Source organism: Photobacterium sp. NCIMB 13483 (genome assembly GCF_003025475.1).
GTDB classification, from domain to species: Bacteria; Pseudomonadota; Gammaproteobacteria; order Enterobacterales; family Vibrionaceae; genus Photobacterium; species Photobacterium piscicola.
Genome location: NZ_PYLV01000027.1, coordinates 33930 through 54861, shown reverse-complemented (window position 1 = coordinate 54861; position 20932 = coordinate 33930). Strand labels below are relative to the sequence as shown.

The window sequence follows — 20932 nt, the reverse complement described above, 5'->3', positions numbered from 1 at the left end:
ATAGCGTTCGCCATTGATGGTTGTTCGTCATGGTTACTTTGCTGATGACGTTGTGGTTGTTGCGGCGCTAAGTTGTGTGAGGCTTGGAAATAGTTGTTGTGCTTCTGCCGCCACTTGCTCAGCTTGAGCAGTGTTACCTTGATCGTTATATGCTAATACTAAGTTCTGATATAACGCTGGTCGTGGCCAAGTGAGGGCTTTTTGATTAGCCCAAATAATATAATCTGTCACCAATTGGGGTTTATTGGTGGCGATTCCAACTTGTAATTGAGTGTGGTGTAAATCCCACTCAAAGCGATCTTGCCATGCCCATGGATTATTCACTTTGACTAAATAATTGATATCAACTGGACGTGTTGTTTCAAACTTAGTCAGTAACCATCCTGAATATAAGGTGGTGATCATAAAACTGGTTACCATTATCGGTATTGTGATGGCACTGACTTTAAGAGCAAGTACATATTGAGTTTGATAGCGATGGTATTTGGTGGTGAGATTATCGACCCAGAAGATCAAAATAATAAACATGATCCAATGGGCAAGTGAGTGATAAAACGGATATTCCAGTTGCGTATGTAATACGATTGGGAAAAATAAGCCAACTAACGCTAACTGAGTACCATTTGGGGCTTTCTTGATGCTAATCATGACCGCTAATGCTGCAATGATTAACCCCAGCAACGGTACAATTCCACCTTCTACAGCCCAAAAAAGTAATTCATTATGCGGGTGATCTAAGCTTGGTACCCCCGCAGCTTGATGCGCTGGATCTCGCTGATGCCATAATGCGGTTTGGGTGATGTAGGTGACTTCAAATTTACCATAGCCATAACCTGTTAGGGGCTTAGTGGTAAACATCTCATAGGCTTGTGGCATGATGGTTGCGCGCTGGCTTTCTAATGTTACTCGTGCTTGTTGTGCAAAAGAGCTGTCGGTAACGGTACTAAATTGCCATGCTAATGCCATGCCTAATAATAACATTAAGCCCCACATACGCTGTTGATATTTTGCCGCAAAGCGAAACAAATAAGGCAGCATTAATAATGAACCAATGCTTGCACCCAACCAACCTGTACGTGAGTTTAGTACCACCAGTAGTGGAATCGTTACGACAGGAACAGCGAGTAAGATAAGGTGTTGCCAGGCCCATTTACCTCGATAGCGGGGTAAGCGTGCTAATAGATAAGCGGCAATAACAAGTCCCGTGGCTAAGAAACTCGCCATCACATTGGGTTGTTGGAAGATACCGTAAGGGCGGTTAGCAATAACGTCATAACCAAAACGGTTGTGGGTTGATAGTCCTAAAAATTGATACCAACCAAAGGCAGCTTCGAGCAATACCGCAATAGTAATAAACCATAATAGTCGTTGGCGTTGATTATGAGTAAAAACAAACTGCTGTAAGCTAACAAAAAATAAAAAACCAGCCCAGAGGGTGAGTAAGCGGTTTGAAGTGCCAAAGCCATCGGCATTAGCATAAAAAACGGGAAGTGACAGAAGTAGACAGCTACCAAATAAAATTAACGTCATACGAGAGTAACGCCAAATTTTTTGACGACAAATTTCTAATAAACCGCAACTAATGGCAAAGCTAAATGGAATCCATGCACTGGCATTAAAAGATAGCTCAAGTCCTGAACCGCCAGGGTTGTGCTGAAAGTAGTGCATTGCAACGATAAAAAATATACCAACGCTGGCTAAGAATAATCGCACTAAAGATAAAGGCTTAGAAATCCGTTTCTGTTCTAATTTCGTACCTTGAAGTTGTAACACTGTCATGGTGAGTCCTGAGTAAAAAAACAAACAGGCTGACTATTGCCAACCTGTTTGATAGGGCTTAATTACACTTTACAATTAGATGTTAAGTAGAGGCTTAAGAAACCTCGCAGTATGGGATCCAGCAACAAGTGCAACTTGTTCGGGAGTACCTGTTGCAATAATTTCACCACCGCCATTACCGCCTTCGGGACCGAGATCTATGACCCAATCAGCGGTTTTTATTACATCGAGATTATGTTCGATAACAACGATGGTATTGCCACGATCACGTAGCTTGTGTAGCACTGTTAATAACTGTTGAATATCGTGGAAGTGTAAGCCTGTTGTGGGTTCATCTAAAATATAGAGGGTTTTACCTGTATCACGTTTAGATAATTCTTTGGCTAGTTTAACCCGCTGTGCTTCACCACCTGATAAGGTTGTTGCTGCTTGTCCGAGACGAATATACGATAAGCCGACATCGATTAATGTCTTCAATTTTCGTGCAATTGCTGGAACGGGTTCAAAGAACTGATGTGCATCTTCAACGGTGAGCTGTAAAACTTCATCAATACTTTTGCCTTTATAGCGTACTTCTAGCGTTTCACGATTATAGCGTTTACCTTTACACGCATCGCATGGGACATAAACGTCAGGTAAAAAGTGCATTTCAACTTTGATAACACCATCACCTTGGCACGCTTCGCAGCGCCCACCGCGAACATTAAAGCTAAATCTACCGGGTTTATAACCTCGAGAGCGGGATTCTTGAGTACCAGCAAATAACTCACGAATAGAGGTGAAAATACCCGTATAAGTCGCTGGATTTGAACGAGGTGTACGGCCTATCGGGCTTTGATCAATATCGATCACTTTATCAAAATGTTCTAGATCTTGAATTTCTTTATAGGGAGCCGGTGTGCCTGTTGTGGCACCATTGAGTCGCTGGTGGGCGATCTTAAAGAAAGTATCATTGATCAAGGTTGATTTACCTGATCCCGAAACACCTGTAATGCAGGTTAGTAATCCAACTGGAATTTCGACGTTAACATCTTTAAGATTATTACCGCTGGCCCCTAAAAGCTTGACTGTTTTCGCGGGATCAAATGGTACTCGTTGTGCTGGAATTGCAATTGATTTTTTACCGCTAAGATATTGTCCTGTTAATGATTTTTTGGACTTTAATATATCTTTAACACTACCTTCGGCAATAATTTCGCCGCCATGAACACCGGCACCTGGACCGATATCAATCACATAATCAGCCGCTCGAATAGCGTCTTCATCGTGCTCAACCACAATCACGGTATTACCAAGATCACGTAGATGAATTAGGGTTTTTAATAACCGTTCATTATCACGCTGGTGGAGACCAATTGAGGGTTCATCCAAGACATACATCACGCCCATTAAACCCGCACCAATTTGGCTTGCGAGTCGAATACGCTGAGCTTCACCCCCTGAAAGGGTATCAGCACTGCGAGATAAACTGAGGTATTTGAGACCTACATTGATTAAGAAACTTAAACGTTCATTGATTTCTTTGAGAATTTTAGCAGCAATCTGAGCCCGTTGGCCTGTTAATGTTAAGCTATCAAAGAAAGCGGATGCTTCACTAATGCTCATGTCACAAATATGAGGTAGGTTGGTTTCACCAATAAAAACGTGACGTGCTTCTTGGCGTAGGCGAGAACCATGGCAGCTAGCACAAGGCTTAGTCGATACAAATTTAGCCAGTTCTTCACGCACAGAATTAGATTCTGTTTCGTGGTAACGGCGTTCCATATTATTTAAAATACCTTCAAATGGATGTCGACGAACGGTAATATCACCACGATCATTAATATATTTAAATTCAATATCTGTGGTGCCGGAGCCATTTAAAATCAGTGTTTGAATTTTTTTAGGTAAAGTATCGAAAGGTGCTTCAACATCAAACTTAAAATGTTCAGCTAATGATTTGAGCATTTGGAAGTAGTAAAAATTACGTTTATCCCAGCCACGAATTGCACCACCCGCTAAACTGAGTTCACCATTTTGGACCACGCGTTCAGGATCAAAATATTGTTGAACTCCTAAACCATCACAAGTGCCACAAGCCCCCGCTGGGTTATTAAACGAAAATAATCGCGGCTCAAGCTCTTGCATACTGTAGCCACAATGTGGACAGGCAAAATTAGCTGAAAAGACCTGTTCTGAAGTATCGTCAGCTGTCATGGGGGCTATAATTACGGTGCCACCAGAAAGCTCCAATGCTGTTTCAAACGATTCAGCTAAACGTAATTGCAGATCATCACGCACTTTAAATCGATCAACAACGACTTCAATTGTGTGTTTTTTATGGAGTTCTAACGTTGGTGGATCGGAAAGATCACACACATCACCATCAATTCGCGCTCGAATGTAACCTTGAGCGGCAAGATTGGCGAGAGTTTTGACATGTTCGCCTTTGCGCTCTTTTACTATTGGCGCAAGCAGCATCAGTTTGCTGCCTTCGTCCATAGTAAGTACCTGATCAACCATTTGACTGACGGTTTGTGCAGCTAGAGTAACATTGTGGGTTGGGCAGCGAGGCTCTCCTACACGGGCATAGAGCAAGCGTAGATAATCATATATTTCAGTGATTGTACCGACGGTAGAACGAGGATTATGTGAGGTTGATTTTTGTTCAATCGAGATGGCGGGTGATAAGCCTTCAATATGATCAACGTCAGGTTTTTCCATTAACGATAGAAATTGACGAGCATAAGCCGACAGTGATTCGACATAGCGCCGTTGACCTTCAGCATATAAAGTATCAAAGGCTAAAGATGATTTTCCCGAACCAGATAAGCCCGTGATAACAACGAGCTTGTCGCGAGGAATGGAAATATTGATATTTTTGAGATTATGGGTGCGCGCACCCTGTACTTCTATGTAATCCATACCCATCACTATTGTTTTGCTTGATTGTAAGTGAGTAGTATTTCATAGCCGGATTTAATGAGCAAAAGATACTGAATAAAAACACAGTAGCGATAAAAAAAATCCCGCTACATAGCGGGATTTTTTAAAGGTATAGATGACTTACTTTTTGCTAGTTTGTTGCTTTGCTAGCTTAGAAGATTGGTCTTTTTTGTAAATGTTTTCGTAGCAGTAGTTTGTTGCTTCGATGTAACCATCTACGCTACCACAGTCAAAACGCTTACCTTTAAATTTAAATGCAAGTACACAACCAGATTGTGCTTGTTTTAGTAGGGCATCAGTGATTTGGATCTCACCGCCTTTACCTGGTTCTGTTTCTTCAATGATATCAAAAATATCAGGTGTTAGAATGTAACGACCGATAATAGCAAGGTTGCTTGGTGCTGTACCTGGTTCTGGTTTCTCTACCATGTTATCAACACGGAATAGATCATCACGAATCATTTGGCCTGCAATCACACCGTATTTATGGGTATCTTCTTCTGGTACTTCTTCAACAGCAACGATTGAACAACGGAATTGCTTGTAAAGCGCTGCCATTTGAGCCAATACGCCTTGCTCTTCGTTTACACAAAGGTCATCTGCAAGTACAACGGCGAAAGGTTCGTTACCTACTAACTCACGACCCATAAGGATAGCGTGACCTAGGCCTTTCATTTCACCTTGGCGAATATAAGTGAAGTTAGCTGAATCAATCACACGACGGATATCAAACAATAGATCTTCTTTGTTTGTACCACTGATTTGATGTTCTAGCTCGTAGTTCTTATCAAAGTGGTCCATCAAGGTATTCTTACCACGACCAGTAACGATACACATACCGTTCATGCCAGCTTGGATCGCTTCCTCAACACCGTATTCAATCAATGGTTTGTTTACGACTGGCATCATTTCTTTTGGCATTGATTTTGTTGCTGGAAGAAAACGTGTACCGTAGCCTGCTGCTGGAAATAGACATTTCTTGATCATAGTGTGTCCTAGATTTAATGTAATTGATAATGTGCCAAGTGCAGATTGAAATCTATCTGCTAATTTCGTTTTTGAGAATTAACAAAACAATAATCGTTATTGTTTTGTTAACGCTAAAATAAATTGTGCATAATGTTAGAGATTTTAAACAATAAAGCAACTTAATATCATAGTCAGACTCACAAAATATAATAATTATAAGATGTATAATCTTTAATTGTTAATGCCAGTAATAATACTTATATTGGTGACGATTTATTATTTATAAAGTTGCAATATTATTTCTAATGCCATTATATTTATGTAGTATTGATTTGTTTTTAATATAATAAACGTCAACTCTAATGTGTTTGTCAATAAATTTGCTATTTTATTAAAATAAAATTAGCGAATATTTATATAACAATAATTAGTAATACTGTTATTTGCCAACCATTGTATATTTAAAATGAGTGGTAAGTGTCATAAAAATGACAGCTTTACTCGTTTAAATGATGATATAGATAACCTTGTATAGATATCGGTTATGTTTTTGCTGTTATATATATCCTATTTAACATGGATAATTGCGCCCCTTGACGTACTTTGGCGCTATGCCTTGACCTTGCTGCCATGATAAACTGCGCGATTGAGTATAAACTTTCACTAAGCGGCTATGAATACCTAGAACCGTCGCTATCAGCTTTGGAGTGAACTATGGCCAGTCGTGGCGTAAATAAAGTTATTTTAATCGGTAACTTAGGAAATGATCCAGAAATTCGTTACATGCCTAGCGGTGGTGCAGTAGCTAACATTACTATTGCAACCTCTGAGTCTTGGCGTGATAAGTCTACCGGTGAGCAACGTGAAAAAACAGAATGGCACCGTGTAGCATTATTTGGCAAATTAGCAGAAGTCGCTGGTGAGTACCTACGTAAAGGTTCACAAGTGTACATCGAAGGCCAATTACAAACACGTAAATGGCAGAATCAACAAGGCCAAGATCAATATACTACTGAAGTGGTTGTGCAAGGTTTTAACGGTGTAATGCAAATGTTAGGCGGCCGTAATGGCGGTCAAGGTGCGCCAATGGGCGGCCAACAACAGCAAAACCAAGGTAACTGGGGTCAACCTCAACAACCTGCTGCCGCGCCACAACAAAATTATGCACCACAGCAGCCTCAGCAACATCAGTCTGCACCACAACAGTCGGCTCCACAGCAGCCGCAGCAACAGTATAATGAACCACCAATGGATTTTGATGACGATATCCCGTTCTAGATCCTGCGTAATTCAAAAGTGTAATAGTAAACATCAATAAAGACAGAATTAAATACTAACCCAGCAGAAATGCTGGGTTTTTTATGTGTCAAAAGTATCATACCTACGCTAGAATATTCTTTCTGTCATTATTTTTTGTCTTATTATATTTATGAAGTATTTAGATGTCGTTATTACATTATTATTATCTATATTACTCACGCTTGGGGTTGGATATGAGAATAGAATGATGATAACGGGTGGGTGTTTGTTTTTAGCACTGACCTTTTTGTCATCTAAATGGTGGTTAAAATGGTTGTTTATATTTCCAATTGGATTGGTGGCGGTATTATACTTCTATTCGGGTTATATTTATGGGCAACCCAATATAGGTATTGTTGCATCGTTATTTGAAACAAATAAACGCGAGACTATTGAATTTTTATTAGCTATTCCACAAAAAGTTATAATACTAAATGCTATTTTATTTATTGCATTTAGTTATTATTTAATACGGGTTAAATTTGTTTTTAAATGGCATAAAATAGTATTTTTATTTGGTTGTTTTTGTTTTTGTTTTTCGTCTTTAAATTTATTTGTATATCATTGTTATATCAGTATTGATCACTATATTACTCAAATGAATATGTTGAAGAATAGTATTCATCAAGGCTCAAATTGGCATATTTTAAAGGTTAAACCTAGATATAAAACTTACGTTCTCATCATTGGTGAAAGTATGCGTAAAGATTATATGTCGAGCTATGGTTATCCACTTAACACCACTCCTTTTTTAGCGACAACTCCTGGTGTATTTGTGAATGGGTATTTGTCGACGGCATCTCATACCGCGGTGTCATTACCTCGAACATTAGCTATCAGTCATGGCTTAGATTTAAAACCTGTAAATAATATTATCACCTTAGCCAACACCGCTAAAATGAAAACGATATGGTTATCAAATCAAGGGTTTATAGGTCAATATGACACCGCTGTTTCAGCAATAGCTGTTCATGCTTCAGAAAAGAAATTTTTGAAAAAAGGTAATTTTCTTACTAATAATACCAGTGATTATTCATTATTACCGCTATTTAAACAAGCTTTAGCTGAGCCCTATAGTGGTTCAAAGTTAATTGTCTTGCATATTATGGGATCACATGAGAATTTTTGTGATCGGATTAAAAAAGACAGTTATAACTTAAAGGATAAAGATCTTTCTTGTTATTTATCTACTTATAATCAAACAGATACCATTATTAAAACAATAGTAAATGATTTAAAAGCAACTCAAGATAGTTATTCGTTAATGTATTTTTCTGATCATGGTTTAAATAATGTCAGCGCTATTAAAGGAAAGACACAATTACTGCATGGTGATTTATATAAACAAAATTATGAAGTACCACTAATTGAAATTGCCAGTGATATTCACCAGCATATAATGTTGAATAAGCAAATTAGTGCTTTTAATTTTATGTCGATTTTCTCGAATTGGATTGGTGTTAAAACCGCACAATTACCCTCATTGAATGTTTATCAATTGCCTCAAAATAAAAAGATTCAAGTATTAAGCGGTAATCAAATGGTGTTATTTGAATCATTAAAAAATGATCCTGATGAAATAATTCATCGTTAAAGATAACAATAAAAGCGGGCTATTTGAAAAAGTGATCAATGAATAGGTTCCATTGTAGTTGCTTTTTGTTTGATAAAATCGATAAATAATTTCGTTTTAACATGATGATAATTTAGCTTTGGGTAATATGCGTAAATGGCATTGGTTGGTTGCTTTAACGTTGGTAGTACCGGAACCAACAAGCCATTATCTAACTCGCGTTTTATTGTTTGTCTACTCGTTAAAATTAACCCCATGCCAGCAACCGCCCCTGCAACTAATGCTTCTGGGTTGGTGGTAATGAAATTACCTTGTAATAAAAGTCGTTGATTATGTTCAAAAATATGATCTTGTTGGTGATCTTGTTCGCCAAACAGTAGGTAATTATGTTGGCATAGTTGTTCTGGCGAGGTGATTTTAGGATTATTTTCAAGGTACGTAGGCGCAGCATAAAACCCATTACTGTAGCTAAGTAATTTGGTGGCGATATAGCTGGAGGAGTTAAATTCAGTGATCTCTCGGCTAATGAAGACATCGAGGTTTAGATCAGGTAATTGCCCTGGCGTTACCGTGTGGAGCTCAATCTTTATATTAGGGTAACTGTGGCTAAACTCAGCCAGATAGCTCACCAATAAGCGGCTGCCCGTAGCAAGGGGGGCGCCTAAACGCAAAATACCGCCAACTTCGCCATAAGTTGCGGTGGTTTCTGCTAGCATTTGTTGCCAGTCATTGACTAACAAAGCGCTACGTTGGTAAAACAATTGACCTGCTTCTGTTACGGTTAAATGGCGAGTAGTGCGTTTTAATAGTTGTACTCCTAATTGTTTTTCTAGCCAAGATAATCGTTTTGAGAGGGCAGAACTTGAGGTATTGAGTTTGTTTGCGGCTTGCGCTAATGAACCATGTTCTACCACGGTAATAAAGCTATTGGCACAGGTGATCCAGTCCATAAAAGTATTATTCCTTTATTACAATATTAATAATCGATTAACAGGTCTAATGTAGCGTATGCTTAGCAAGGAAAAAATGATTAAGATCGTTTGATTATTACCTAATGATATGAATGGCATATGTAAAGTAAGGATGCTATGAGAAAAGCCTCAAGGATGAAGTTAACAAATCGCTTAGTTGCCTTTGTTACCATGATCGTGATTTGCGCGATTTTAGTGATTTTTATTGGTGGTGCATTGAGTTTCCGTAAACTCGGTCAAGATTCATTAGTTCATTATCTTGATGGGGTAGTGACGGTTATTGATCAAGAATTAACTGACCCTCAAGGAGCTCAAGCATTACCTCGTTGGCTACCGACGCTATTACAAGCGAGTAATGTGGTCTCGTTATCAATTAGCGATGCTAATAAAACAGTATTTGATTTTAATGGCAATCAAATAGTGCCTGACCCGAATATTATTTACCATCATCAATATCAACTGCCATCACACCCCGGTTATCAAGTCACGATTGCGGCTATCCCTCTCTATAGTGAATTTACCTATTCTTTGGGAGCAATGTCTTCCATTTCTCTGGCGATGCTGATTGTTATTGTTGGCTTAATACGTGGGGTACATTGGTTGCGAACCCAGCTTTATGGTTCTGAGTTATTAGAAGAGCGTGGGCGAATGATTTTGGCTGGTAGGGTTGAGCAATATGCTGAAGGCAATGATTATGAATGGCCTGCAACGGCAAGTTTAGCGCTTGACCAATTAATTGGAGAGCTTAAAGATGCCCGTCAAGAGCGTAGTCGGTTTGATACCTTTATTCGTACTCATACTTTTCTCGATCAGTTGACGGGTACCGCAAATAGAGTGTTGTTTGATAGTCGATTGCAGTCAATGGTACAAGATCTAGACAGTCATGGCGCCGTAATTTTATTGCGTTTAAGTGACTGGGAGGAAATGTGTACCGAGCAAGGAAAAACCATTGCTGATGAGTTGTTACAGGAAATCAGCGTTATTTTATCAAATTTTATTCAGCGTTTTCCTGACACCGTTCTTGCTCGTTATTTTGATGCTGAGTTTGCAATCCTTATTCCGCAGCAACCGGCCAAAGAAATTAAAATATTTACCAACCAATTATTAAATGCTGTGGAGCGTTTGTCTCCGCCATCGCCAATGGAAAAAGATAATTGGTGTCATATTGGCGTGACATACTTCCATGGTGGTGATCGCCGTGGACGGATCATGGATGAAGTTGATACCGCTTTGCGCAGTTCGCAGTTACAAGGCGCCAACAGTTGGAATAGCTTTAATAAAGATCATCAATGGGATAAATCACGCGGTAATGTGCGCTGGCGAACATTGATAGATAAAACGCTAACCCAAGGCGGGCCATTATTGTATCAGCAGCCGATTATTATGGCTGAGGATAATCAGCTAATGAGCTACGCTTTGTTAGCTCGAATTATCGATGACAATGGGGATATCATCAAAGCATCACATTTTATGTCGGCCGTTGAACAAGTGGGTTATTCGATTCGTTTTGATAGGGCGGTGATTGCTCAAACTCTATTGCTACTCAAACAACAATCGGCAGAGAACAGCTATGCGGTCAATGTCACCACTATCAGTTTACGGGACAAACAATTTGTCAAATGGCTACGAGATGAATTGTTGCAATTACCACGGCCAGTATTAAATCGATTATTGTTTGAAGTATCAGAAAGTATGTTGGTTAAACATCTTGATGCCATTCGACCTGTATTACGCGTGTTAACCGGGCTTGGTTGTAAACTTGTTGTTTCGCAAGCGGGCAGAACCATTGTTAGTACTTACTATATAAAAGACATTCAAGCTGATTACATTAAATTACACCGTGGTTTAGTGCGAGATATTCATCAACGCCAAGAAAATCAATTATTCGTTCGAAGTATGCTAGGAGCCTGTGCCAACAGTGATGCAAAAGTTATCGCGGTCGGTGTGGAAACGAATAAGGAATGGCGAGTATTACAACAACTTGGTGTCGTTGCTGCACAAGGACGACTTTTTGCTGCAGAGGAGTCAATAGTAACCACTAATTAAGCTTAATAATCATTATCGTGAATCAGTTAATATGAAAGTTATCATTTAAGGTGATGCAGGTCTGACATTTCATACATTATTATTGTGAAGCAGTAAGTCTTTACCTAAAGTGCGGGCTGTTATTCGGCTCTAATTTTTGGCTTACTTTTATCATGATTCTGCGCGCTCTTGCTCCGTTTTTTTTACGTAAACCCTCCGCATTAAATGTTGCTCTTGCTCTATTTTCTGATGCGGTTGTTTTGGTTGCAGGGGATGGTAGCGATGTCATTATTGATTCGGTATCAATTGAAGCAGTGACTGAGTGGTCGAGCGCAATTGAAATACTGATTACTCGCCACCAATTGGCAGGCAGTCAAATCGCCATTATTTTAGGCCGTGGTTTATACCAAAGTTTATTGATTGATAAACCTAATTTAAGTGATGATGAATTAATTTTAGCTTTACCTTATTTGGTTAAAGATTTAGTCAATGAATCACCTGATGATATTGTTGCGGATGGGTTTGATAGTTTAAACAACGATCGGATTCAGGTTGTTGTTACTACACGCCAACAAGTGAATAAAATTGTCTTTGCGTGTCAATCTGTTGGTTGTGATGTCGGTTGCATGACGGTTGAAAGTGTTGTTTGGGGTGAATTTACAGCCCAACACTTAAGCCAATTAGTGGTGCATCGCTATGGTAATGGTGATTTACAATTAACTGCATTTAGTCAACAGAAACTCATTTTTCAACGTCAATTACGTGGCTTTGCTGTGCCTCTAGTGGCCGCTGTTGATTCAGATATCCAAGCATTACAACTTGATAGCCTAGCATTAGAACTACAACGTTCATTGGATTTTTTGAGCGCTCAACTACGTGATAACCCGATCAGTCAGTTATTAATTAGTTGTGATAATGATGATAGTCAGCAATTAGCACTGGCGTTAAATGCGCGTTTAAATGTTATTGTGCAAGCGATTGAACCTCGATTATCTTTATTATCATCGACGGGAACTCGGATTGCTTGGGCAGGATTACAACAAGGTTTTTCGTCTTCAATTAATTTCTATTCACAATATCTGCAACCCAAACGTCAATGGTTAACACTTAATAATATGTTGCTTAGTTGGTTAACGCTGATATTTATTATTGGCTTAACGAGTGCTGTTTATAGTTTTAAATTACATCAATTAGCACCCACCTTTATCGCTAATAAGGCGCAACTAACGATAGCTCAACAGCAATTAATGTTAACTCAAAAACAAATTTTATTACATGTTGTTAGCCCCATAAAGCAGCAACATCTCAGTGCGTTAGAACAGGAAATTACGGCAAAACAAGCGACGTTAAAAGCGGTTGCGAATCATGATGTCAGTTTGATGGTTGGTTATGGTCAGGTATTAGTGCAATTGGCTGAAGCGGCTTCTAAGGATGTCGCTATTGAACGTATTTCAATTTCGGGTACAGCTATGGATTTACACGGTGTGGCTCGCTCGCCTGAAGCCGTGCCACGTTGGTTAGGGACATTTAATCGTTATTCGACCTTGGCTCAACGGCGATTTCAGTTACTTAATATTGGTCGAGATAAGAACAACCAAGTTACCTTCACCTTGCAAGCCCAACGTATACAAGAGGCGCTTTGATGAAGATTATCTGGTGTGAATGGCAACAACGATTCAGTGGTTTATCTGCACGTGAACAATGGCTGATTGCAATTTCTGGTTGGATGGCAATTTTCTTCATTGGGGTGTTTATGGTGCTTGAACCACAATGGCTGCAATTGCAAAATCAGACCAATACTATTCGTGTTACGGCCAATAATATTATAACGGTTAAACATGATATTCAGCGTTTACAGCAAAAATTAACACAAAGCCCCAATAAAAAAATTGATAATCAAATCAATTTATTGACTAGTAAAGATGCGCAATTAGAACTGCAGTTACAACAGACGATAGGTCGATTAGTTTCACCCACTAAAATGCCGTATTTACTGGAACAAGTATTACGTCACAGTCATGGTTTGCGTTTACAAACGATGGTGTCATTACCTGCGATGCAACTGATGAATGGTAATGATCAAGGCTATTTTATTCATCCATTACGAATGACATTTGAAGGGAAATACTTTGATGTAATTCGTTATTTAACCCAGATTGAAGCGTTACCCGTGAAGTATTATTGGCGCAATTTAAACTATCAAGTAACACGATATCCATGGGCTAGTATTGAGCTAGAACTCTATACCTTAGGTGAAAGTAAGGATTTTATTGGTGGGTAAATATACAGTAACAGGATGTGTTATCTGCTGTTTATTTTATGGGATAAAGGTACACGCGCAGCAAGATCCTACGGCACCATTATCATGGCCACAACAACGATCATCATCACTCCACTCGCGTTCGGCATTACCTCTATTACAAAGTGTTATTTGTGAGCCGCAATGTCGTGCCATTTTAAGTGGTCAAACAGTGGCGGTTGGCAGTTATATAACAGGCTATAGAGTCAGTCGAATTAATGACAGTTCAGTGATATTAACCCGCAATAAAAAACAGTGGCAATTGTCGCTATTTAGCACCGATATTAAGCAATGAAGGGATATAAAAATATGCAACGAATCATACTTGGTGTGGTTATCACTTCATTAATGGGGTGCTCTACCCAAATGGGGCACCAAGCTCCAGTTGCTATACAACAAACACTTAACCAAGCAGCTAATGATGCAGCCAGTCGACCACTGCTCGCATTACCTGACGCGGTCAATGCTGATTTAATGCCCACACTCGATACCGATCAAGTGCTGCCTACGCATGCATTAGAAAAACGATTTCGAGTGAATGCTCGTAATGTCGATGCCAACGTATTCTTTTCGAGTTTAGTGCAAGGCACACCATTTAATATAGTGATCCATCCAAATGTTAGTGGCTTGATTAGCTTGCAGTTAAAAGATGTCACATTAGATGAAGTGCTCAATGTTGTTGATGATGTTTATGGGTATAGCATTACCCGTAAAGGTAATATTATTCAGGTTTTTCCTGCCACACTGCGTACCGATATTATTGCTGTTGATTATTTACAGTTGCAGCGTCAAGGGGTGTCCTTAACTTCAATTACGACCGGTTCAATAGCAAATGAAAACAATACCAGCGTAGATGTTGACAATAATGATGCCATTTTAAATCAAGATCTCAGTACTACTACAGGTGGAACAACCATAAAAACCACCTCTGAAAGTGACTTTTGGCAACAGCTAGAAAAAGTGGTACGGGGTATGATTGGTCATGGCGATGGTCGAAATGTGATGGTCTCGCCACAGGCAGGCTTGATTTCTGTGCGTGCTTTTCCCAATGAATTACGTGAAGTAAAACAATTTTTGGGTATTTCACAACAACGTTTAATTCGACAAGTGGTACTTGAAGCCAAGATCATGGAAGTAACGTTGAATGACAGCTATCAGCAAGGGATTAATTGGCAGAATATCAGTCGCAGTATTGGCGGAACCAATATTGTGGTTGGTTCAACACCTATCATTGATGCCTCAGCCATTGCTGCATTACCGGGCGGTAATGCGGTTTCAAATCTGCTTGGTGGTCAAACCAATATTACGATCAGTGATGGTAACTTTACTTCAGTATTAAGTTTTCTTGAAACTCAGGGGGATCTTAATGTGCTATCAAGCCCACGAGTGACGGCGGCAAATAATCAAAAAGCGGTGATCAAAGTGGGTGGTGATGAATATTTTGTCACCAATGTATCTAGCAGTAATGTCTCTGGTGATAACAGCACTGCGGCACCTGATATTGAATTAACGCCCTTTTTCTCAGGGATTTCATTAGATGTCACCCCTCAAATAGATGATCAAGGAGGGGTGTTATTGCATGTTCATCCGGCGGTGGTTGATATTAAAAACGAGATCAAAGCGGTCGATCTTGGCGCTAAATTTGGGGTTTACCAACTACCATTAGCTAAAAGTACTATTCGTGAATCTGATTCAATTATTCATGCACGTAGTGGTGATGTGGTTGTGATTGGTGGCTTGATGAAAACCGCAATGACAGATCAAGTTTCAAAAATACCACTATTAGGTGATATCCCAGTGGTGGGAAATTTGTTTCGTAACATTAATAAAGTGAAGCAAAAAACAGAATTGGTTATTTTATTGAAACCAACAGTTGTTAGTGATCAAACGTGGCAACAAGAGATTGAACGTTCACGTTCATTGGTTAATGAATGGTTTCCTGAAGATAAGTAACCTATGTATTTATCGCACTTTGGCTTTCATTCAGCGCCATTTTTACTCACCCCTAATACTGCTTTATTTCATGCTTTGCCGACCCATTTAACAGCTATTGATACCCTATTAGCTGGATTGGCTATGGGGGATGGAATAATGCAGTTATCTGGTGAGGTGGGAACGGGAAAAACCCTTATTTGTCGCATGTTAATCAATCGTTTACCACCGCAATATGATTTAGTGTATTTACCGACGCCAGCACAATGTGGAATGACATTACAAATAGCATTAGCCTCTGAATTAGGGCTTAAATTTGATGGTGATCGCCATCGGCTAACGATTGATATTCATGACCAATTGTTGCAGCGTAAAGCTAATGGTCATGCGGTGGTTGTCGTTATTGATGAAGCTCAAGCATTGACTGATGACGCATTAGAAATGATTCGTTTATTAGGCAACCTTGAGACTGAATTTGAAAAACTACTTCATATTGTATTAATTGGTCAGCCTGAATTAGATCAACGTTTAGCCCATTATCAACTACGTCAACTACAACAAAGAATTACGTTACGAGCGACATTATTACCATTAAATGAAGCTGAAGCTGTCGCTTATATTGAGCATCGATTGTTATTGTCTGGTCGTTGTACTGGGTTATTTTCCATCGCTCAAGCACGAGCGATTTGGTTTGCGAGTGGTGGTATTCCAAGGTTGATTAATCAATTAGCACACAAATCATTATTAGCGGCTTATAGTCAACAGCGTCATTCTCTTTGTCGACAAGATATTAATATAGCGATTACTGACACTGTTGCTGCACGTCAATCAAGTTGTATGTGGTGGCGCTGGTTAGGGTGGAAATATTTATGAGTGAGCTAAACCGCCGTTTGAGTGCTTTGGCACAACAATCTCATGCAGAACCTAAAGAGCTACAGGCTGCAACGATCACACCGCTACCCAATAAACGTGGTCGCTATGGCCGCGCTATTCTTTTAATAGCGGTCATTTTGTTATTTGTTGGTGGCACTATCTATTGGCAGCGATCCATCGTTACACCAGTACTCTTTCCCTCTGTTTTCCCTGTCACTACTGTACCTGTGGTATCGACTTTACCTATGCTACCAGTTCCAATAAAAAAACAGGCCTCGAATAAACCAGAGTTATCAGTACCTGAACAGATATCACAAGAGGTGCCAATATCATCGTCGCCAATATTAACCAATGCTGAGTCAGCACTTTTGGCGACAATGCCCGTCGCTGAACCCGCTCTTGATGCTCTTGATATTAAACAAGAGCTCGCAAGTTCCTACGACCAAGGCTATGACAGCGGTTATCACCAAGCATTAGCCGAGCAACAAGCAACGATAAAGACAACGGTTTCTCCATCCTCAAAAGATGTAGCGGTAACACCTAAGCTTAAATCAAGTCGATTATCGATTGAAACGGTAGCGTTAACCCCCGCACAACTGGCAATGGTTGAATATAACAAAGCTGAAAAAGTATTACGCCAAGCCAATAGTCGCCAAGCGATTGTGCATCTTGAAGCCGCGTTAAAGTACCGTCCTGAATGGGTTGTTGCTCGTCAAAAATTAGCCGCGTTATATTATGGACGTGGTGATAACCGCCAAGCTGTAGCAATGTTACAGCAAGGGTTACAACGCCAGCCTCATAATACTGAATTACGCTTAACTTTAGCCAAACTATTGGTTAACGAGCAACAACCACAAGCGGCATTAACGGTATTAGAACAACCTCAAAATGTTGATACAGTCGCTTTTTTGGCGATGCGAGCCGCTTTAGCTCAGCAGTTACAAAATACCGCTTTAGCGCTTAGTAGTTACCAACAATTAGTATTACATGATGCGGCTGATGGCCGCTGGTGGTTGGGGCTTGCGATTGCACAAGAACGAAGTCAGCAATTTATGGCAGCGTTGACCTCTTATCGTCAAGGCGCGGTACATGGTGGTCTTTCTGCTGCATCACAACAATTTATTCAGCAACGAATTATGGCATTACAGATTAAAAGGCGCTAACAGATGCAAATACGCTTACGTAAACGGTTAGGTGATCTGTTGGTTGATGATCATATTATTGCGCAGCAACAACTGGATCAAGCTCTGCAGCAACAGCAACTAACGGGACGCAAATTAGGTGATACCTTAATTGGTATGGGGTTCCTTAGCGAACAACAAATGTTGCAGTTTTTAGCGCGACAGCTTGATATTCCGTTGGTCGATTTAACTCGGCTTGTTATTGATAGCGACGCCGTGAATTTATTATCAGAAGTGCATGCGCGACGGTTACGTGCATTGGTGATTGGTCGTCGTGGTGATGTGTTACGTATCGCAATGAGTGATCCTGCCGATCTTGCTATGCAGGAAGCCTTACTTAACCAATTACAACAGTTTCAGGTCGAGTTTGTTATTGTGCCTGAACGACAGTTAATTACGGCTTTTGATCGTTATTATCGTCGCACTAAAGAAATTGCGTCGTTTGCTGAGCAACTAAATGCTGAGCATCAAACTCAGACTCATTATGGGTTTGGATTTGATGATAGTGATAATGATGAAATGACAGTGGTTAAGCTGATCAATTCCTTATTTGAAGATGCACTGCAAGTAGGGGCGTCTGATATTCATATTGAGCCCGATGAAGATGTACTTCGTATTCGGCAGCGGATCGATGGCATTTTGCATGAAACATTACTTAATGAAAATAGTGTTGCTGCGGCATTAGTATTACGGCTTAAGTTAATGAGTGGGCTGGATATATCAGAAAAACGCTTACCACAAGATGGGCGCTTTAATATTAAGATTCGCGATCATTCAATTGATATTCGTCTTTCAACAATGCCAGTGCAATACGGTGAATCGGTAGTGATGCGATTACTTGATCAATCGGCTGGAATTCTCGATTTAGATCATATTGGTATGCCCAATGATCTTCTGTTACGGCTTCGGCGTCAGCTAAAGCGTCCACATGGCATGATTTTAGTTACCGGGCCAACAGGATCAGGAAAAACTACGACCTTATATGGTGCGCTTAATGAGCTTAATAAACCGGGGAAAAAATTAATTACCGCAGAAGATCCGGTTGAATATCGGTTGTCACGCGTTAATCAAGTACAAGTTAATAATAAAATTGGGCTGACTTTTTCTTCGATTTTACGGACTTTTTTACGCCAAGATCCTGATGTGATTTTAGTGGGTGAAATGCGCGATCAAGAAACCGTTGAAATTGGTTTACGTGCGGCATTAACCGGCCATTTAGTACTCTCGACTTTACACACCAATAATGCGATTGATAGTGCGTTACGAATGATTGATATGCAGGCGCCAGGATACCTAGTTGCGAGTGCAGTAAGAGCCGTATTAGCACAACGGTTAGTGCGGCGTGTATGTCCAGATTGTACACAAGAGGCAGTCTTAGAAAACGAGCAGAAAAGTTGGTTACAAGCGCGTGATTTTAATGAGCGATTACACCATTTTAACTTAGGTTTAGGTTGTCAAAGTTGTAACTTTATCGGTTATAAAGGTCGTGTTGGGGTGTTTGAATTATTAGAGTTTGACCAATCTATGATGGATGCATTACGCAATAATAATGCGGTTCTATTTAGTCAAATCGCACGACAAAGTGCTGGTTATAAGCCATTGGTTGAGTCAGCCTTAGCCTTAGCTTACGCGGGTATCACTAGCTTAGATGAAGTGATGACATTAGCGGAAGGGGATTTTTATGATGGCTATATTGGGTAATATATAAATGAAACGATTTAATTATCGTGGCCGTGGTGCTCAAGGGACGATTTTACGCGGACAGGTCGAAGCTTTAACTCAATCGGCGGCAACCGATCAATTATTACGCCAAGGAATTATCCCATTAGAAATTAAACTGGCAACACATCATCGTCCATCATTAACGTTTGATGGGTTATGGCAACGGCAGTTACCCATTGAAGTTTTGGTGATTTTCTGTTGCCAGCTTTATAGCTTAACCAAAGCGGGAGTACCATTGTTACGTGCATTTAAAGGCTTAGAGCAAAGTGCCAGTCATTTATTATTACGCTCAACTTTAGCAGATGTGATAACTGAACTGACCAATGGTCATTCGCTGTCTGCGGCAATGCAGCAACATCCACGGGTATTTTCTGATTTATTTGTGTCGATGATCCATGTTGGTGAAAATACAGGACGGTTAGATCAAACCCTATTGCAGTTGGCGAATTACTACCAACAAGAAATGGATACTCGGCGCCAGATTAAATCTGCAATTCGCTATCCGATGTTTGTTATGATTGCGATTGGGCTGGCAATGGTGGTGTTAAATACTCAAGTTATTCCTCAATTTGCCGGTATGTTTGCTCGGTTTGGGGTTGATTTACCTTGGCCGACTCAAGTATTAATATTGACCTCAAATCTGTTTGTTTATTATTGGCCATTGATGGTTATTAGCATTGGCGCAATGTGGGTTGGAATAAGGTTGTGGCGTAATACCCCCCAAGGACAACGGCAATGGGATCTGTGGCGATTAAAAACGCCTATTATCGGAACTATTATTAACCGTGCTTTGATGGCTCGATTTTCTCGTACTTTTGCGCTAATGATGCGTGCTGGTGTTCCATTAAATCAAGCCTTAAAAATGGCCGCAGAAGCATTAGATAATCGCTTTTTAGAGCAGCGGTTATTAGACATGAAATTAGGCATTGAAAGTGGCAGTAGCATTGCAATAACCGCGGCTAATACTGATATTTTTACGCCATTAGTACTACAGATGATTGCCGTTGGTGAAGAGACTGGGCAAATTGACGAATTATTATTAGAAGCTGCTGATTTTTATGACCGTGAAGTTGATTATGACTTAGCGACGTTAACTGCCCGTATCGAACCGCTGTTATTAGTGGTGGTATCAGCCATGGTGTTATTACTTGCCCTTGGTATCTTTTTACCGATGTGGGGAATGTTAGATGTTGCTAATGCTGGATAATAGCGAATAAATAACAGCTTTTTAATATTGTTGTAATAACTGATTGAATTATTATTTCGATAATTAATAAATATATTAACAGTTAATTTAGTTGATAGGAAAATTAACGTTCATTGGTATTCTGTAAAAGAATAATAGTTATATTAATTGGTATTATTCCTTGGTTAGTTATTAATT

The 20932-nt window shown here is 39.8% G+C and carries 15 protein-coding genes; 11 read left to right on the top strand and 4 right to left on the bottom strand.

All coding sequences use genetic code 11. The features are described from left to right. Positions 1-33 precede the first annotated feature (33 nt). From C9I86_RS17150 to galU, 3 genes are all read right to left on the bottom strand, one after another. Complete coding sequence (locus C9I86_RS17150; RefSeq protein WP_107277042.1) at positions 34-1779, bottom strand: PglL family O-oligosaccharyltransferase; 1746 nt, start codon at positions 1777-1779, stop codon at positions 34-36. Positions 1780-1854: 75 nt separating this feature from the next. Beyond that, positions 1855-4683 carry an excinuclease ABC subunit UvrA gene (gene uvrA / locus C9I86_RS17145; RefSeq protein WP_107277041.1) on the bottom strand — a complete coding sequence of 943 codons (2829 nt, stop codon included), beginning with the start codon at positions 4681-4683 and terminating at the stop codon, positions 1855-1857. Between the two features lie 141 nt (positions 4684-4824). Then, positions 4825-5691, bottom strand: a complete 867-nt coding sequence (gene galU / locus C9I86_RS17140; RefSeq protein WP_080158378.1) for a UTP--glucose-1-phosphate uridylyltransferase GalU — start codon at positions 5689-5691, stop codon at positions 4825-4827. 696 nt (positions 5692-6387) lie between these two features. Here galU and C9I86_RS17135 point away from each other — a divergent pair. Together C9I86_RS17135 and C9I86_RS17130 are read left to right on the top strand one after the other, a co-directional pair. After that, a complete protein-coding gene (locus C9I86_RS17135; RefSeq protein WP_080158377.1) occupies positions 6388-6951 on the top strand; it encodes a single-stranded DNA-binding protein in 564 nt (187 codons plus the stop codon). A gap of 151 nt (positions 6952-7102) precedes the next feature. After that, complete coding sequence (locus tag C9I86_RS17130) at positions 7103-8566, top strand: phosphoethanolamine transferase (protein WP_107277040.1); 1464 nt, start codon at positions 7103-7105, stop codon at positions 8564-8566. A gap of 35 nt (positions 8567-8601) precedes the next feature. Here C9I86_RS17130 and C9I86_RS17125 read toward each other — a convergent pair whose 3' ends face one another. Next, positions 8602-9495, bottom strand: a complete 894-nt coding sequence (locus tag C9I86_RS17125; protein ID WP_080158375.1) for a LysR family transcriptional regulator — start codon at positions 9493-9495, stop codon at positions 8602-8604. Positions 9496-9633: 138 nt separating this feature from the next. On the opposite strand from C9I86_RS17125, the gene csrD reads away from it, so the two are divergent. From csrD to C9I86_RS17080, 9 genes are all read left to right on the top strand, one after another. Then, positions 9634-11562 (top strand): RNase E specificity factor CsrD, encoded by a 1929-nt coding sequence (csrD, locus tag C9I86_RS17120; RefSeq protein ID WP_107277039.1) that lies wholly within the window; start codon positions 9634-9636, stop codon positions 11560-11562. A 152-nt stretch (positions 11563-11714) separates the two neighbouring features. Then, on the top strand, positions 11715-13184 hold the full coding sequence (locus C9I86_RS17115) for a PilN domain-containing protein (protein WP_107277038.1): 1470 nt from the start codon (positions 11715-11717) through the stop codon (positions 13182-13184). After that, positions 13184-13822 carry a type II secretion system protein GspM gene (gene gspM / locus C9I86_RS17110; protein ID WP_107277037.1) on the top strand — a complete coding sequence of 213 codons (639 nt, stop codon included), beginning with the start codon at positions 13184-13186 and terminating at the stop codon, positions 13820-13822. The genes C9I86_RS17115 and gspM overlap by 1 nt, the downstream gene beginning before the upstream one ends. After that, positions 13815-14135: an MSHA biogenesis protein MshK gene (locus C9I86_RS17105; protein ID WP_241956912.1), complete on the top strand. Its 321-nt coding sequence runs from the start codon at positions 13815-13817 to the stop codon at positions 14133-14135. The genes gspM and C9I86_RS17105 overlap by 8 nt, the downstream gene beginning before the upstream one ends. A 14-nt stretch (positions 14136-14149) precedes the next feature. Further along, complete coding sequence (gene mshL / locus C9I86_RS17100; RefSeq protein ID WP_107277036.1) at positions 14150-15793, top strand: pilus (MSHA type) biogenesis protein MshL; 1644 nt, start codon at positions 14150-14152, stop codon at positions 15791-15793. 3 nt (positions 15794-15796) lie between these two features. Beyond that, on the top strand, positions 15797-16645 hold the full coding sequence (locus C9I86_RS17095) for an ExeA family protein (RefSeq protein ID WP_107277035.1): 849 nt from the start codon (positions 15797-15799) through the stop codon (positions 16643-16645). Then, positions 16642-17808, top strand: a complete 1167-nt coding sequence (locus C9I86_RS17090; RefSeq protein ID WP_107277034.1) for a lipopolysaccharide assembly protein LapB — start codon at positions 16642-16644, stop codon at positions 17806-17808. Before C9I86_RS17095 ends, C9I86_RS17090 begins: the two co-directional genes overlap by 4 nt. 3 nt (positions 17809-17811) lie before the next feature. Then, positions 17812-19527 carry a GspE/PulE family protein gene (locus tag C9I86_RS17085; protein ID WP_107277033.1) on the top strand — a complete coding sequence of 572 codons (1716 nt, stop codon included), beginning with the start codon at positions 17812-17814 and terminating at the stop codon, positions 19525-19527. Between the two features lie 7 nt (positions 19528-19534). After that, on the top strand, positions 19535-20755 hold the full coding sequence (locus tag C9I86_RS17080; protein ID WP_107277032.1) for a type II secretion system F family protein: 1221 nt from the start codon (positions 19535-19537) through the stop codon (positions 20753-20755). Positions 20756-20932: the final 177 nt, after the last annotated feature.

Excerpts from the sequence above, each read along its gene's own strand:
- C9I86_RS17150 (WP_107277042.1), bottom strand. The coding sequence starts at position 1,779 with ATGACAGTGTTACAACTTCAAGGTACGAAATTAGAACAGAAACGGATT.
- uvrA (WP_107277041.1), bottom strand. The coding sequence starts at position 4,683 with ATGGATTACATAGAAGTACAGGGTGCGCGCACCCATAATCTCAAAAAT.
- galU (WP_080158378.1), bottom strand. The coding sequence starts at position 5,691 with ATGATCAAGAAATGTCTATTTCCAGCAGCAGGCTACGGTACACGTTTT.
- C9I86_RS17135 (WP_080158377.1), top strand. The coding sequence starts at position 6,388 with ATGGCCAGTCGTGGCGTAAATAAAGTTATTTTAATCGGTAACTTAGGA.
- C9I86_RS17130 (WP_107277040.1), top strand. The coding sequence starts at position 7,103 with ATGAAGTATTTAGATGTCGTTATTACATTATTATTATCTATATTACTC.
- C9I86_RS17125 (WP_080158375.1), bottom strand. The coding sequence starts at position 9,495 with ATGGACTGGATCACCTGTGCCAATAGCTTTATTACCGTGGTAGAACAT.
- csrD (WP_107277039.1), top strand. The coding sequence starts at position 9,634 with ATGAGAAAAGCCTCAAGGATGAAGTTAACAAATCGCTTAGTTGCCTTT.
- C9I86_RS17115 (WP_107277038.1), top strand. The coding sequence starts at position 11,715 with ATGATTCTGCGCGCTCTTGCTCCGTTTTTTTTACGTAAACCCTCCGCA.
- gspM (WP_107277037.1), top strand. The coding sequence starts at position 13,184 with ATGAAGATTATCTGGTGTGAATGGCAACAACGATTCAGTGGTTTATCT.
- mshL (WP_107277036.1), top strand. The coding sequence starts at position 14,150 with ATGCAACGAATCATACTTGGTGTGGTTATCACTTCATTAATGGGGTGC.
- C9I86_RS17095 (WP_107277035.1), top strand. The coding sequence starts at position 15,797 with ATGTATTTATCGCACTTTGGCTTTCATTCAGCGCCATTTTTACTCACC.
- C9I86_RS17090 (WP_107277034.1), top strand. The coding sequence starts at position 16,642 with ATGAGTGAGCTAAACCGCCGTTTGAGTGCTTTGGCACAACAATCTCAT.
- C9I86_RS17085 (WP_107277033.1), top strand. The coding sequence starts at position 17,812 with ATGCAAATACGCTTACGTAAACGGTTAGGTGATCTGTTGGTTGATGAT.
- C9I86_RS17080 (WP_107277032.1), top strand. The coding sequence starts at position 19,535 with ATGAAACGATTTAATTATCGTGGCCGTGGTGCTCAAGGGACGATTTTA.